Source organism: Bacteroides togonis (assembly GCF_900130135.1).
Classification (GTDB): Bacteria; Bacteroidota; Bacteroidia; order Bacteroidales; family Bacteroidaceae; genus Bacteroides; species Bacteroides pullorum.
The window spans coordinates 3,543,242-3,558,605 of sequence record NZ_LT670820.1 but is presented as its reverse complement, the minus strand read 5'-3'; the positions used below and the strand labels follow the sequence as shown (position 1 = coordinate 3,558,605).

The following is a 15,364-nucleotide window of genomic DNA, read 5'->3' as shown; positions in this document are numbered from 1 at the left end:
TTCAAAAAGAAATACACAATGAAACGTTACAAATCATATATAAAAACAGCAATGTGCATGGCATTAGCACTTGCTTTTACAGCTTGCAGTGATGAATACATGAATGACATGAATACAGACCCGTCGAAAGCTGAAAATATTGACCCAAATTCACAGTTGACTTTTGCCGAACTACAGACATACGGCGACCTTGGAATGATAGAAATATACCGAAGCTATATAGGTGCCTTTACGCAGCAGCTTATGGGATGTTGGAATACAACAAACTACGGAGGTCAGCACAAAATTGACAATAACGAAATGAATCGTTTTTGGACAAATCTTTATACTACAGGAATCAAGAATCTTGTAGATGCTGAGGTAAAGACAGAAGGTGACGAGAACAAAGTGAACATACATGCCGCTGCTGTGATTTACAAAGTATATCTTATGTCTATCATAACAGATACATACGGTGATGCCCCATACTCAGAGGCAGCCAGAGGTTTTATCAGTGGTATAACAAGTCCACGTTATGATACACAAGAGGAAATCTACAACAGTTTCTTTACAGAACTGACTGAAGCCGCTGCCGCTTTAGACGATAAGAAAGATGAAATCACAGGTGATGTGATATTTAATGGAGATATAAGAAAATGGAAAAAGCTAGCAAATTCTCTTCGTATGCGTTATGCTATGCGTATATCTGATGTTTCTCCACAGAAGGCGCAGGAAGAGTTTGAAAAGGCATTTACAGATCCTGCCGGCTATATGACAAGTGCTGATGATAACGCATTGATTGAATATATGGAGCTTACATTCAATTTTGGTCAGGAAGCATATACAGATTACAGACGTAACGCTTTGTCACAGTTGTATTTTGGTAATGACCCTGCAAATAATCAGACTTATATCTGTTCTACTTTCTTCAATACTTTGAAGGACAATGACGACCCTCGTACTTTTGCACTTACCCGTTGTTATTTCGACAAGGGTCTGACTCAGTCAAATCCTAATAACCGTATTGATCTGACAGACGAAATGCTGGAACTGGGTGCACAGTTCAACCCTTCTAAGCCAGGTGAATTCTGGTATGAACCATGGCCGGATAATGGATATTGGAGTGAAATTATAGCGGACCTTAAAGAAAGGTATCCTGACAATACGAATTACTCAAATCCATGGTTACAGGATGCTACCCGTCCTAAATTGGCCCAGAATTTCCTTAAATCTGACAACCCAGGTGTTGTGATGACATACGCTGAGGTTGAGTTCCTATTGGCCGAGGCTAAGCTTAAAGGATGGAACGTAGGTGCTACATCTGTTGAGCAGCATTACGAAAATGGAGTTAAGGCTTCGATGGCATTTCTAGTTGATAACTATGATTGCGAAATTGACGATCAGGATATAAACGATTATATAGCAAATCACCCTATTTCTGCTCTTAGTGACGAAGGCAAGAAAGAAGCAATAAATACTCAGGCTTGGATTCTTCACTTCCATAATCTGTCAGAATGTTGGGCTAACATACGTCGTTCAGGATATCCAAAGCTGAAATCTCCTGCAGAATATGGTTATGCGGCAGACAAGCTTACTGGTGGATACGACATTCCTGTACGTTTGTGCTATCCTATACTTGAGTCTTCTTACAACAAGGAAGGTTATCAGGAAGCTTTGGACCGTATGGGTGGAACTAACAGTTGGAATATTCCTGTATGGTGGGATAAAGAATAAAAATCTAGTACACTAAACAATTTAAATTTCGTATTAAAATGAAAAATATATATTGGATATTATTTATATTGCTCGGTGCAGGTTTCTCTTTTACATCTTGTAGTGAAGAAGAGCCATTTTCTACTGCAACAGCAGATGACGAGCCTCGTATCATAGCTCCTACGTTTCCGGAGCGTGACGCTAATGGTGGACTGGGAACTATTTCTGAAATAGACAGGGATGTATTGTTTTCAATAACAGTAACAACTACGCCTGCTGATTTCACTTCTGTGGTTTGGACTCTTGACGGTGAAGAAGTCGGAACAGAAAAGACGCTCGAGATGAATCTTAATGCTGGTGTTTATCATCTTAGGGTTGATGTCTCCACTCCTGTAGGAAAGACAACTTTCCGTGAAGGACTTGTAAAAATAAAAGCTTTGGCTGAAGATCCTCAGAGTGAAGAAGTAATATCAGAACGTATTGTCGCAACTGGAGGATGGGCACGTCTTAGTGGAACAAATCTTGAAAAGGTTGCAAAAGTAGCATTAAAGCAGATAAACATTGCCGAGTCTAAAACTAATCAGGAAGTGGAAATCTCTGATATAACATACGTGGAATCAGATGGTTATATTGAATTTAAAATTCCTTCAGAATTGTCTGACGGTGAGTATCGTGTGGAATTTATAGATGTGGAAGGCAGTAGATACGGTGCTAATACAATGGATGTTACTTCCAAGCCGTTGATTACTGCAGGACCTGAAAACAAGCGTCCTGATGCTGAGTGGACTATTACCGGTTTGAATCTTGACAAGGTCGTTTCGTTGTCATTGGGTGGAAATACAATCACTACATTCGTTGAACAGTATTCAACTCGTCTTACATTCATTTCACCTGCAATTGCAGACGGAGATTATGTATTGACAGGTATATCCAAATCCGGAGAAAATGTTAGTTTCTTTATTGATGGTGAGATAAAGACAGAACTTGCAGTTACGGTAAAAGACTCTCCATTGGAAGTTGAATTATGGAATGGACATCATTATGTATCATGGGATTTACCTGAAGGTGATCCAAACAGGTTGTTTGATGCGGTGCAGAATGATGTGAAGAATTTGCCTGTAGGAACAAAATTAAAGGTATATTACTCAATTAAATCTGATGATAGCTATCATAAAATCAGATTCTCTTCCGGATGGTGGACAGAACTTCCCGGGTACCCTGAGTTTGATGTTTATGCGGACGGTGTTAGTGACATAATTATGTCACATGAGATACTTGACTTGTTGAATTCGCAAGATGGATTCCTTTGTGTAGGTTTCGGATATTACGTTGATAGAATTACTTACGAAGAATAATTTATTTACCAAGAAAAAGATTGATAAATATGAATTTAAGAAAAATATTATTTGTATCGTCAATAATAGGAAATGCTGCCTGCTTCGTACAGGCGGCAACTCCTGTCAGTTTGACGAAAGATACAGAAATAGAGAAGAAGGTTGAAGCTACATTAGCGGGAATGACCTTGGAAGAAAAGGTCGGACAGATGACAGAACTGTCAATAGATGTTCTTGGCAATGTGGTGGGCGGAGAGTTCAAACTGGATAAGGAAAAAGTAAAAAATGCAATTGGAAAGTACAAGGTCGGATCTGTACTGAATGCTCCCGGACCGGTTGCTCAAAGCCGTGAGAAATGGAAAGAAATCATCGGTTATATTCAGGAAGTATCTATGAAGGAAATAGGTATTCCTTGTATTTACGGCTTGGATCAGAATCATGGTACTACTTATACCCTTGGTGGAACGCTTTTCCCGCAGAATATCAATCTTGGTGCATCCTTTAATCCTGAACTGACATACGAGTCGGCCGTTATAACTGCATACGAGACACGAGCAAGCAACTGTCCTTGGACTTATTCACCAACGGTGGATATGGCAAGAGATCCTCGCTGGTCGCGTGTTTGGGAAAATTATGGGGAGGACTGTCTGGTTAATGCCATAATGGGCAGTGAGGCTGTTCGTGGTTTTCAGGGAGATGACCCTAATCATGTTTCAGAAGACCGTGTAGCTGCTTCTGTCAAGCATTACCTTGGTTACAGCATGTCCCGTACTGGTAAAGACCGTACTCCTGCATATATATCAGAATCTGATTTGAGAGAGAAGTGTTTTGCTCCGTTTAAGGCTTGCGTAGAAACTGGTGCGCTGACAATAATGGTAAACAGTGCTTCCATTAATGGTGTGCCTGTGCATGCCAACAGGCAGTTACTCACAGAATGGCTTAAAGAAGATCTGGAATGGGACGGAATGTTGATTACCGACTGGGCGGATATTAATAACCTATATACTCGTGAAAGAATAGCAGCCAACAAAAAGGAAGCTATTGAAATTGCCATCAATGCGGGTATCGATATGGCTATGGAACCTTACAATCTTGATTTCTGTACACTGTTGAAGGAATTGGTAGAAGAGGGAAGAGTGCCGATGAGTCGTATTGATGATGCCGTACGTCGTATTCTCCGTCTGAAATACCGTTTGGGACTTTTTGAAAAACCTAATACTGACTATAAGGATTATCCTAAATTCGGCAGTAAGGAACATGCCGCAATCGCACTTAGAGCAGCCGAAGAATCGGAAGTATTGCTGAAAAACAATAATAACATATTACCATTGGCAAAAGGTAAGAAAATCCTCGTGACAGGTCCTAATGCAAATTCAATGAGATGCCTTAACGGCGGATGGAGTTATACATGGCAAGGACATCTTGCCGACCGTTTTGCAGGTGAGTATAATACCATCTACGAAGCTGTAAGCAACAAGTTTGGCGCTGATTTGGTAACCCTAGAACAAGGAGTTACATACGTTGCCGAAGGAGCGTATTACGAAGAAAGCACTCCTGAAATAGAAAAAGCTGTGGCTGCAGCAAAGAATGTAGATGTAATCATCGCATGTATAGGCGAAAATTCATATTGCGAGACTCCTGGAAATCTGGCAGACCTTGCAATCTCTGAAAACCAGCGTAACCTTGTTAAAGCTCTTGCTACGACAGGCAAGCCTATTGTTCTTGTAATAAATGGCGGTCGTCCACGTATTATAAGTGACATTGAACCTTTGGCAGACGGTGTAATCAATATCTTGTTGCCTGGTAATTATGGTGGAGATGCATTGGCAAATATCCTTGCCGGTGATGCAAATCCAAGTGCTAAGATGCCATATACATATCCAAGAAACCAAGCTGAACTTACTACATACGATTATCGTGTAAGCGAGGAAATGGATAAGATGGAAGGTGCATACGATTATGATGCTGTAATTTCTGTTCAATGGCCTTTCGGTTACGGTTTGAGTTATACTACTTTTGATTACAGGAATCTGCGTGTGAACAAAGATACTTTTACTGAAAACGAAAAACTGGAATTTACAATAGACGTTACAAATACTGGAAAGATTGCAGGTAAAGAAGTTGTAATGTTGTTCAGCAGCGATTTGGTAGCATCGCTCACACCAGAGAATCGCAGGCTGCGCGCATTCAAGAAAGTGGAATTACAGCCAGGTGAGACCAAAACTGTAACATTGACTATCAAAGGAAGTGATCTTGCTTTTGTAGGTGCTGACGGAAAATGGATACTTGAGAAAGGTGATTTCCGTATGCAGGTAGGAAATCAAGTCTTGAATATTAAATGTTCTGATACATATAAATGGGAAACTGCTAATATCTGTGTTAATAAATAGTATTGTCTGATTGCTTTTAACGAGCCTGGTCATTTTGAAAGTAGAAATAATTGCAGAAACATTTGCACGTTTCGCGCGAAAGCAGTAATTTTGTGCCCGATTATTCCGAAACGGGTTCGACGAAGAGCTTTCCAAGTGATTGGAGACCACCCGACGGAGCTAACTTATATAGTTCATTTATAAGCATGTACGCAATTGTAGAAATCAACGGCCAGCAGTTCAAAGCAGAAGCTGGCAAGAAGCTGTTCGTTCACCACATCCAGAACGCAGAAGCTGGTGCGACAGTAGAATTTGAGAAAGTTCTTTTGGTAGACAAAGACGGAAACGTAACCGTAGGCCTGCCGACGGTAGAAGGCGCAAAGGTAGTTTGCGAAGTGGTATCTCCGCTGGTAAAGGGCGACAAGGTGCTCGTTTTCCACAAGAAGAGAAGAAAAGGTTACCGTAAGCTGAACGGTCATCGTCAGCAGTTTACGGAACTGACAATCAAAGAAGTAGTAGCTTAATCAAATTAAAACAGTAAGAAGAAATGGCACATAAAAAAGGTGTTGGTAGTTCTAAGAACGGCCGTGAATCAGCAAGTAAGAGATTAGGCGTTAAGATATTCGGTGGCGAAGCTTGCAAGGCAGGCAACATCATCGTTCGTCAGAGAGGTACAGAATTCCATCCGGGCAACAACATCGGCATGGGCAGTGACCACACTCTCTACGCCTTGGTAGACGGAACTGTACAGTTCAAAGTAGGTCGCGAAGACAGACGCTATGTATCTGTTATCCCGGCTGAAAGCGCAGAAGCATAATAGTTTCCCGACAACATAAAGACAAGGGGTGCAATCGAAAAAACGGTTGCATCCCTTTCTTTTTAAGAAAGAATAAGTTACCTTTGCCGCACGAAAACAAAGAAATAATTCTTAACCGAACAAGATATGCTTACCATCAAACAAATCACTGAAAACACAGACGCGGTAGTACGCGGACTGGAGAAGAAGCATTTCAAGAATGCCAAAGAGGCCATCGAACAGGTATTGGCCCTGAACAACAAGCGTAGAAGTACACAGACTTTACTCGATAACAACCTCGCTGAGGTGAACACCCTGTCCAAGTCCATCGGCCAGCTGATGAAGGAAGGCAAGAAGGACGAGGCCGAAACGGCCAAAGCTCGTGTAGGCCAGCTGAAGGAAGCCAACAAGACTCTGCAGGCAGACATGGACCAGGCCGCACAGGACCTGCAACAGCTGCTCTACACCATCCCCAACGTGCCCTACGACGAAGTGCCCGAAGGCGCTACGGCCGAGGACAACCTCGTGGTGAAGATGGGCGGTATGGAAACCGAGCTTCCCAAGGACGCCCTGCCCCACTGGGAACTGGCGAAGAAGTATGACATCATCGACTTCGACCTGGGCGTGAAAATCACCGGCGCAGGCTTCCCCGTCTATAAAGGCAAAGGTGCCCGCCTGCAACGCGCCCTCATCAACTTCTTCCTCGACGAGGCTCGCGCTTCGGGCTACACTGAAATCATGCCGCCTACGGTGGTGAACGCCGCTTCGGGCTACGGCACAGGCCAGCTGCCCGACAAGGAAGGACAGATGTACCACTGCGAGGTGGACGACCTCTACCTCATCCCCACGGCCGAAGTGCCCGTGACGAACATCTACCGCGACGTCATCCTCGACGAGAAGCAGCTTCCCATCAAGAACTGCGCCTACACCGAGTGCTTCCGCCGCGAGGCAGGCTCCTACGGCAAGGACGTACGCGGCCTGAACCGCCTGCACGAGTTCTCGAAAGTAGAGCTGGTGCGCATCGACAAGCCCGAACACTCCAAGCAGAGCCATCAGGAGATGCTCGACCACGTGGAAGGCCTGCTCCAAAAGCTGGAGTTGCCCTACCGCATCCTGCGCCTCTGTGGCGGCGACATGAGCTTCACGGCTGCCATCTGCTACGACTTCGAAGTGTATAGCGAAGCACAGAAACGCTGGCTGGAGGTTAGCTCCGTGTCCAACTTCGACACCTATCAGGCCAACCGCCTGAAGTGCCGCTACCGCACGGCGGAGAAGAAGACCGAGCTTTGCCACACGCTGAACGGCTCCGCACTGGCCCTGCCGCGCATCGTGGCCGCCCTGCTGGAGAACAACCAGACGCCCGAAGGCATCCGCATCCCCAAGGCACTGGTGCCCTACTGCGGCTTCGACATCATTGATTGAAAAATGAAGAATTGAAAAATTGAAAATGGAGGGATGGCGCTCATTCTCCATTTTCAATTCTCAATGATCAATTAAATAAAATTCTAACCCAATAATCTATTTTATCATGAATGCAAAAAACAAAAGTTTCGCATTGCCGCTGACGTTCATCGGCATCATGTTCTTCGCCATCGGCTTCGCGCTGGGCATCAACTCACTGCTTGTACCCGTTCTGCAAGGCTCGCTGGGCATCTCGAACGCCGCTTCCTACCTGATTATCGCCGCGACGTTCATCCCCTTCCTCGTATTCGGCTATCCTGCCGGACTGACCATCAAGGCCATCGGCTACAAGCGCACGATGTCGCTGTCGTTCATCATCTTTGCCGTGGCCTTCTACCTGTTCATCCTCTCGGCCGACTACAAGAGCTTCAGCCTCTTCCTGCTGGCTTCGTTCATCAGCGGTGCAGCCAACGCCTACCTGCAGGCGTCCGTCAACCCCTACATCACCATCCTGGGCCCGCTGGAGAGTGCCGCCAAGCGCATCAGCATCATGGGCATCTGCAACAAGCTGGCCTGGCCCATCCCGTCCATCTTCATCGTGTGGCTGCTGGGCAAGGACGTGAACCTCATCGGCATTGAAGACCTGAACAAGCCGTTCGTCATCATCATCTGCGCCTTCGTGGCCCTGGGCATCATGGCTTTCTTCGCTCCCCTGCCCGAGGTGAAGGCTGAGGGTGAAGACGAGGACGACACCACTTCCAGCGCATCTAGCTATGCCGCCGGCAAGACGTCCGTCTTCCAGTTCCCCCACCTGCTGCTGGGTTGCCTCGCCCTGTTCCTCTACGTGGGCGTTGAAACCGTTTCACTCGGAACACTCGTCGATTATGCCAACTCGCTGGGCCTGCCGGGTGCCGCCAACTACGCCTGGATTGCCCCCATCGGCATCGTCATCGGCTACATCTGCGGCATCATCTTCATTCCGAAATACATCAGCCAGGCCGCCGCGCTGAAGGTGTGCTCCATCTTGGCTGTCATCGGCTCGCTGCTCGTCGTGCTGACTCCGCAGGAGATTTCCATCTACTTCATCTCGTTCATGGCACTGGGTTGCTCGCTGATGTGGCCTGCCTTGTGGCCGCTGGCCATGGCCGACCTGGGCAAGTTCACCAAGGCCGGTTCGTCGCTGCTCATCATGGCCATGTTCGGCGGTGCCGTCATCCCCACCCTCTACGGATGGCTGAAGGACGTAACCAGCCCCCAGCAAGCCTACTGGCTCTGCCTGCCGTGCTTCCTGTTCATCCTCTATTATGGAGTGTCAGGATATAAGATCCGTACGAAGTAAGACTCAGATTTCAGAGCTGAGATTTTAGAATTCAGCATACAAAAGTTAAGGAGTTAAGTTCAATGCCAGGTTTCGAACACCAAGGCATTGGCTTGGCTCCTTAACTTTTTGGCTTCTAAACCTCTCCCCAACTCCTCGACTCTCAAACTTTCTGCCCATCTTTCTTTGATTTTAACAAATAAGCCGTATCTTTGTAAATCTATCAATCTGAAAGCAATTACGTAATTATACAAACAAAATTTATAGATAATGAACAAAATCATTAGCAAAGAACAATTTTCGGAGAAAGTGTTCAAGTTCGAAGTAGAGGCCCCGCTTATCGCCCGCTCGCGCAAGGCAGGCCACTTCGTCATCGTCCGCGTGGACGCCAAGGGCGAACGCATGCCGCTGACCATCGCAGGAGCCGACGTACAGAAGGGCACCATTACGCTGGTGGTGCAGGAAGTAGGCCTCTCGTCCACCAAGTTGTGCCAGCTGAACGCAGGCGACTATATCCTCGACGTAGTGGGTCCGCTGGGACAAGCCACACACATCGAGAACTTCGGTACGGTGGTATGTGCCGGTGGTGGCGTGGGTGTAGCCCCGATGCTGCCCATCATCCAAGCCCTGAAAGAGGCAGGCAACCGTGTGATTTCTGTCCTGGCCGGCCGCACCAAGGACCTGATTATCCTCGAAAATGAAGTGCGGAAGTCGTCGGACGAAGTCATCATCATGACCGACGACGGCTCGTATGGCAATAAAGGCCTCGTGACCGAAGGCATCGAGAGCGTCATCAAGCGCGAGAAGGTGGACAAATGTTTCGCCATTGGCCCTGCCATCATGATGAAATTCTGCTGCCTGCTCACCCAAAAATACAACATTCCGACCGACGTATCGCTGAACACCATCATGGTGGACGGCACGGGCATGTGTGGTGCCTGCCGCATCACCGTGGGCGGAAAGACGAAGTTCGTCTGCGTGGACGGCCCTGAGTTCGACGGCCACCAGGTGGAATGGGACGAAATGTTCAAGCGCATGGGATCGTTCAAGGACGTGGAGCGCGAAGAGATGAGCCATCTGGAAGCCTCTGTCTGCCACGCCACGCCACAAGAGGAAGCATCGGCCGAAACGACCGCCACAGGAAGAGCCATGACGGCCAACACCCCGATGGAAGAACTCCTCGACCGCAAAGCTCCCTGGCGTGAGGCCTTGCGCAAAAGCATGAAGCCAAAGGAACGTACTGCCATTGCCCGCTGCCCGATGAACGAACTCGACCCCGTCTATCGCGCCACAACCCGTACGGAAGAAGTGAACACAGGCTATACCAAAGAACAGGCCATGACCGAAGCCAAGCGTTGCCTGGATTGCGCCAACCCGACGTGTATGCAAGGCTGCCCCGTCAGCATCAACATTCCTTCGTTCATCAAGAACGTGGAGCGCGGCGAGTTCCTCGAAGCCGCCCGCGTGCTGAAGCACACTTCATCGCTGCCTGCCGTCTGCGGACGCGTCTGCCCGCAGGAGAAGCAGTGCGAAAGCCAGTGTATCCACCTGAAGATGAACGAACCCGCTGTAGCTATCGGTAACCTGGAGCGCTTCGTGGCCGATTATGAGCGCGAGAGCGGTAACATCATCCTGCCCGAACTGGCTCCCAAGAACGGCATCAAGGTGGCCGTCGTAGGTTCGGGCCCTGCCGGCTTGAGCTTTGCAGGCGACATGGTGAAGTATGGCTACGACGTCACCGTCTTCGAAGCCCTGCACGAGATTGGCGGCGTATTGAAATATGGTATCCCTGAATTCCGCCTGCCCAACAAGATTGTGGACGTGGAAATCAACAACCTCGAGAAGATGGGCGTGAAGTTCGTCAAGGACTGCATCATCGGCAAGACAGAAAGTGTGGAAGAACTACAGAAGGAAGGCTACAAGGGCGTATTCATCGCCTCGGGTGCCGGCCTGCCCAACTTTATGAACATCCCTGGCGAAAACAGCGTGAACATCATGTCGAGCAACGAGTACCTGACGCGTGTCAACCTGATGGACGCCTCCAACCCCGAAACCGACACCCCCATCAACCCCGCCAAGCGCGTCATGGTGGTGGGCGGCGGAAATACAGCCATGGACTCCTGCCGCACCGCCAAACGCCTGGGCGCCGAGAAAGTATATATCGTCTATCGCCGTAGCGAGGCCGAAATGCCTGCCCGCCTGGAGGAAGTAAAACACGCCAAGGAAGAAGGCATCGAATTCCTGACCCTGCACAATCCGCTCGAATACATCGCTGACGAGAAGGGAGCCGTGAAGCAAGTCATCCTCCAACAAATGGAGCTTGGCGAACCCGACTCCAGCGGACGACGCAGTCCTGTGCCCATCCCTGGTGCTACTGTCACACTCGATATCGACATGGCTGTAGTAGCCGTAGGTGTATCGCCGAACCCCATTGTGCCCAAGTCCGTCAAAGGACTGGAGCTGGGCCGCAAGAATACCATCGCCGTCAACGAACAGATGCAGAGCAGCATCCCCACCATTTATGCAGGCGGTGACATCGTGCGCGGTGGAGCGACCGTCATTCTCGCCATGGGCGACGGACGACGCGCAGCAGAAGCCATGCACCACCAGCTTCAAGACTAAAACGCGCTAAACACTTATACTCCATTACAGGCAATGCAGAAGGCTTCCAACCCATGCATTGCCTGTTTTTTATGCCCAGGTCATTTCTCCTCGCCCAAATCCTCAAAAAAAACAATATGAAACAATAATCTACATTTTGTTACAAATATGTTACAAATTATAAGAAATACATTCTATATTGATTGAAATTTTGATTTATATCAAGAAATGAGGATTTGGAAAGCATTTTCTTTACCAATCATTTTTATGTAATAAAACACATCCATATATTTGCATCGGTAAAAAGAAAGGCTGGGCGTCCAGCCCTAGTTTCAATAGGTATTAGCTATTGGATTTATAGGATTAGTTTTTAGGATTAACAAAAATGAGAAGTATTATGAAACGTTTAGGATTAACATTCGTGGCAGCATTCTGCCTGACAGTTACAACTTTTGCTGCAGGTAACCAACCTGTAACTGAAACTGCAAAATGGGACGGTTCTATTAACGTAGCCCGATTGAGCAAATACTTGGATTTGGATAGCAAGCAGCATGAGGAAGTAGCAAACATCATCGATTTCTTCAACCGAGAGATGTCACGTGCAACCAAGGCGAAAAAGAATCGCGAACAGATGTTGCGCAACGCAGTCTACGGTAACCTGAAGCTGATGAAAAATACCTTGGACGAAAAGCAATATGCCAACTACACCAAGGTGCTGAATGTGACTTTGCGCAACAAAGGTTTCGAGATCAAATAAAGATAATCCGCAACCAACTGTTTCAAACAGGTTGTTGTTATATACGAAGAAAGCGCTAGGATCTACTCCTAACGCTTTCTTTTTTTTGTCAACACGAAAATCATGCTGACTCCCTAACCAATATATATAACGGTCGTCTTACTTTCACAAGCAAAAACGATCCTGCAATTCTTTCTTGAATTTTTTTGAGACAAGCAGCTCTGTCACCCTGTCAAAAGGAGGATACAACAGGCAACGATTGTCCTTTATCAACATCAGATAATCCATATTGATAATGTAGGACTGGTGGATCTGCACGCATCTAGGCAAGTTGCGAATAATCAAATCGGCCGTCATACCCCTGCGCAATGTCAACGGAGGATCATTGCTCAGAATGACCTCCCACAACTTACGTTCGGAAGAATAACGGAAAAAACCAATTTCTGAGGTCCGCAACACACGCATATCATTAGTCGGCGTATATACCATAAACGTATCGCTTATCGACGATGGCATCGAGGCGAGTCCCGTCCGCTGTCCTCCTTGCATCTGTTGCAGAAAACGATGCAGGATCTGATCCAACTCTTGAGGCTGAAAAGGCTTCAGCAAATAATCGAAAGCCGATTCCCGTATAGCCTCTATCATATACTTGTCATAGGCCGTATAGAAAACAACTTTCATATTCCAGATAATGCTGTCACGAATATCGCGCAACAATTCCATACCTGTCATCTCAGGCATCTCAACATCCAGAAATAGTAAATCTGGCCGTACTGCAGCAATCAACTTCTTACCCTGACGCGCATTCCGAGCAATGCCGTCCAATGAAAACTCAGGCTTCTTCTCCAGCTCAAACGCTAAAGCTTCCGCCGCCATTTCATCATCATCCACTACTATGACCTTATATGCACACATACTAATTTGTCGTTGTTTCTGTAGCGAATATAGGCATTAAATTAATCCAATGCAAAGAATGAAATGAAAGTCTTGCACTATTTGTTTAAATAGTGGAACTATTCTACAAAAATAAAGGATTATTCGACAATTCTTTTTTCTCGTTTAAAGTCTGTAATCGTACTTTACAGGCAAAAGAAATGAAACCTGACATCCCGCCTCACCACTGGGGAGAACCACATTGTGAACTTCCACATCCAGCGCCTGTTTGTTCTTTGCATTCAGAATCTGAATGGTTTGCATGACGACTTTCATACCGGTACCCGTTCCCCGATGAAGGCTGTTGGGACGATATCCTCCCCCATTATCTGTAATCTGAATGCTGACTTCACCTGAATCACAACGACAGATATCAATCCAAAGCCGTCTCTCTCCTTCCTTTCCACGCAACGCATGTTTCACAGCATTTTCTACAGGTATTTGGATCAACATAGAAGGCAGGAATACCAAACTTGGATGCACATCGGGCGCAATCTGGATAACAGGGAAAAAATTGTCTCCCAACGAACGCCGTTCCAAATCTATGTAAGTCTTGACAAAATCCAATTCTTCTTCCAGCGTAACACACAACTGTTCGGCCAATTCCAAATTTCTTCGCATCAGTTTCACCAAAGAAGCCAGTTCTTTTTGCTCGGTCTCTTGCTTGCGGCTCAGCATCTCCTGGTTGAGTACATTAAAAATAAAATGAGGAGACAGACGGTTGCGAATGTTTTCCAAACGCAGGGAGGAAACCATACGACGATTCTCCACCAACATCAACGCACGCTTCTTCTTATTATACAAATAGAGGAAAACAGCTACCAAAAAAGCGAGAACCGCCATGCAAGCTACAATCAGATGAGCCTGCCTGAGCCTAAGCACCTCATTCTCAGTTTCACGTATCATGACACGATGGGCCAGCAGGGTAGAGTCCTGCTGATAGCGCAAAGCCAAATCGGCCGTATGCATCCGAACACGTTCGTTGCGGATGGAGTCATCCAACCTCAAGTTGTTTTTTTGATAATAATAAGCTTGCTTGTAGTTTCCCGTTTCCTCATAAAACTGTTGCAGATATTTATTGCGGATATGTACCATGTCGGGATCAATATCGGGAGGCGTCACACTATGAGACAGCACACGACGGGCCTCACCAAACTCTTTTTGAAGCAATGCCTGTGCAATAGCTTGTGTATCCAGATAATACAAAGCAGTCGTCATCCCTATCTTTTGGAAAAAAGGCCGGCATTCATCCATATAACGAGCCGCGGAATCGGGTTGTTGCAATTGTAAAAAGCAATCGCTCAGGTTCAATTTTCCCAAGTTCTGTTCGAACATCATGTCAGGATATCCTCCTGTCAATTCAACAAGCTTTCGAAAATAAGACATAGCCGTCTGGCAATCCCCCCGATAATAATAGGACGTTCCCCGATTATTCAAATAGATGTATTTCTCATAAGGGAGCATCCGCTCATATTCCTGACCAGCCAGATTGTAGTAATAATCACACTGATCAAAATCACGTAGAGCAACGTAAACCTGCGCCAACCCATAGTAAATCGGAGTACGCTTGGTAGACGGCAACTCCAAGGAGTCGCACAGCAACAAAGCTTTTCGATACCAGGAAGCCCCCAAATCCAACTCTCCCAAACGGTTGCAGGCATCTGCAAGATTCATCAGGATATCGGGCACATCAGCAATGCGCGTCCCCTTCAGCCGATATTCATAAGCAGATTGAAAGGCCTTTTTGGCAGAATCCATCACACCTGTACGGGCAAACAGATTGCCAGCCATATTCAAACACTCGGACTGTAAGTCTGCTACTTGTGGAGAGAAAGGTTGGCGTGCAGCAAAATGCTGAATATGATGCAACACCAACCACGCTGAATCAATTTGTGAAGTCATCAGATAAGTTTTCAGCGTCAAAGACAGGTAATTATACTTCACAAGACTATCTTCTGCTTCATTCATTCGCCTCAGTGCCTCCGCTCTCATCCAACGGGGAGCGACAGAGATAGAGTCACTATGACTGGCAAAAAAAGCCTGAAAAGCATCCTGTTCAGATACTTCCTCTCTTTTCTCCCCTTCGGCACAACACGCCAACAAGGCAATCACGAAGCTTAATATCCATACGACCTGCCCTTTTATTAAAACTCTCTTCATAAATATCTACCTTTCAACCTGCTT

At 46.6% G+C, this 15,364-nt stretch carries 11 protein-coding genes; 9 read left to right on the top strand and 2 right to left on the bottom strand.

What is annotated here, in order from left to right:
* Positions 1–18 precede the first annotated feature (18 nt).
* The 9 genes from BQ8005_RS14925 (at position 19) to BQ8005_RS14885 (ending at position 12,268) form a co-directional block, all read left to right on the top strand.
* Positions 19–1,713, top strand: a complete 1,695-nt coding sequence (locus BQ8005_RS14925; protein WP_075318592.1) for a SusD/RagB family nutrient-binding outer membrane lipoprotein — start codon at positions 19–21, stop codon at positions 1,711–1,713.
* Positions 1,714–1,751: 38 nt separating this feature from the next.
* The gene (locus BQ8005_RS14920) at positions 1,752–3,047 is read left to right on the top strand and encodes a hypothetical protein (RefSeq protein ID WP_021847153.1); all 1,296 of its coding nucleotides are present in this window, start codon (positions 1,752–1,754) and stop codon (positions 3,045–3,047) included.
* 29 nt (positions 3,048–3,076) lie between these two features.
* A complete protein-coding gene (locus BQ8005_RS14915) occupies positions 3,077–5,416 on the top strand; it encodes a glycoside hydrolase family 3 N-terminal domain-containing protein (protein WP_075318591.1) in 2,340 nt (779 codons plus the stop codon).
* 185 nt (positions 5,417–5,601) lie between these two features.
* The gene (rplU, locus tag BQ8005_RS14910; RefSeq protein WP_075318590.1) at positions 5,602–5,919 is read left to right on the top strand and encodes a 50S ribosomal protein L21; all 318 of its coding nucleotides are present in this window, start codon (positions 5,602–5,604) and stop codon (positions 5,917–5,919) included.
* A 23-nt stretch (positions 5,920–5,942) separates the two neighbouring features.
* The gene (gene rpmA / locus BQ8005_RS14905) at positions 5,943–6,212 is read left to right on the top strand and encodes a 50S ribosomal protein L27 (protein WP_021847156.1); all 270 of its coding nucleotides are present in this window, start codon (positions 5,943–5,945) and stop codon (positions 6,210–6,212) included.
* A gap of 126 nt (positions 6,213–6,338) precedes the next feature.
* A complete protein-coding gene (gene serS, locus BQ8005_RS14900; protein ID WP_021847157.1) occupies positions 6,339–7,613 on the top strand; it encodes a serine--tRNA ligase in 1,275 nt (424 codons plus the stop codon).
* Between the two features lie 106 nt (positions 7,614–7,719).
* Positions 7,720–8,931 (top strand): glucose/galactose MFS transporter, encoded by a 1,212-nt coding sequence (gene gluP / locus BQ8005_RS14895; RefSeq protein ID WP_021847158.1) that lies wholly within the window; start codon positions 7,720–7,722, stop codon positions 8,929–8,931.
* 249 nt (positions 8,932–9,180) lie between these two features.
* On the top strand, positions 9,181–11,532 hold the full coding sequence (locus tag BQ8005_RS14890; protein WP_075318589.1) for a bifunctional dihydroorotate dehydrogenase B NAD binding subunit/NADPH-dependent glutamate synthase: 2,352 nt from the start codon (positions 9,181–9,183) through the stop codon (positions 11,530–11,532).
* 376 nt (positions 11,533–11,908) lie between these two features.
* Entirely contained in the window at positions 11,909–12,268 is a 360-nt protein-coding gene (locus BQ8005_RS14885) for a hypothetical protein (RefSeq protein ID WP_021847160.1), read from the top strand.
* A gap of 144 nt (positions 12,269–12,412) precedes the next feature.
* Here BQ8005_RS14885 and BQ8005_RS14880 read toward each other — a convergent pair whose 3' ends face one another.
* Positions 12,413–13,162 carry a LytR/AlgR family response regulator transcription factor gene (locus BQ8005_RS14880; RefSeq protein ID WP_021847161.1) on the bottom strand — a complete coding sequence of 250 codons (750 nt, stop codon included), beginning with the start codon at positions 13,160–13,162 and terminating at the stop codon, positions 12,413–12,415.
* A gap of 144 nt (positions 13,163–13,306) precedes the next feature.
* On the bottom strand, positions 13,307–15,340 hold the full coding sequence (locus BQ8005_RS14875) for a tetratricopeptide repeat-containing sensor histidine kinase (protein WP_075318588.1): 2,034 nt from the start codon (positions 15,338–15,340) through the stop codon (positions 13,307–13,309).
* Positions 15,341–15,364 lie beyond the last annotated feature (24 nt).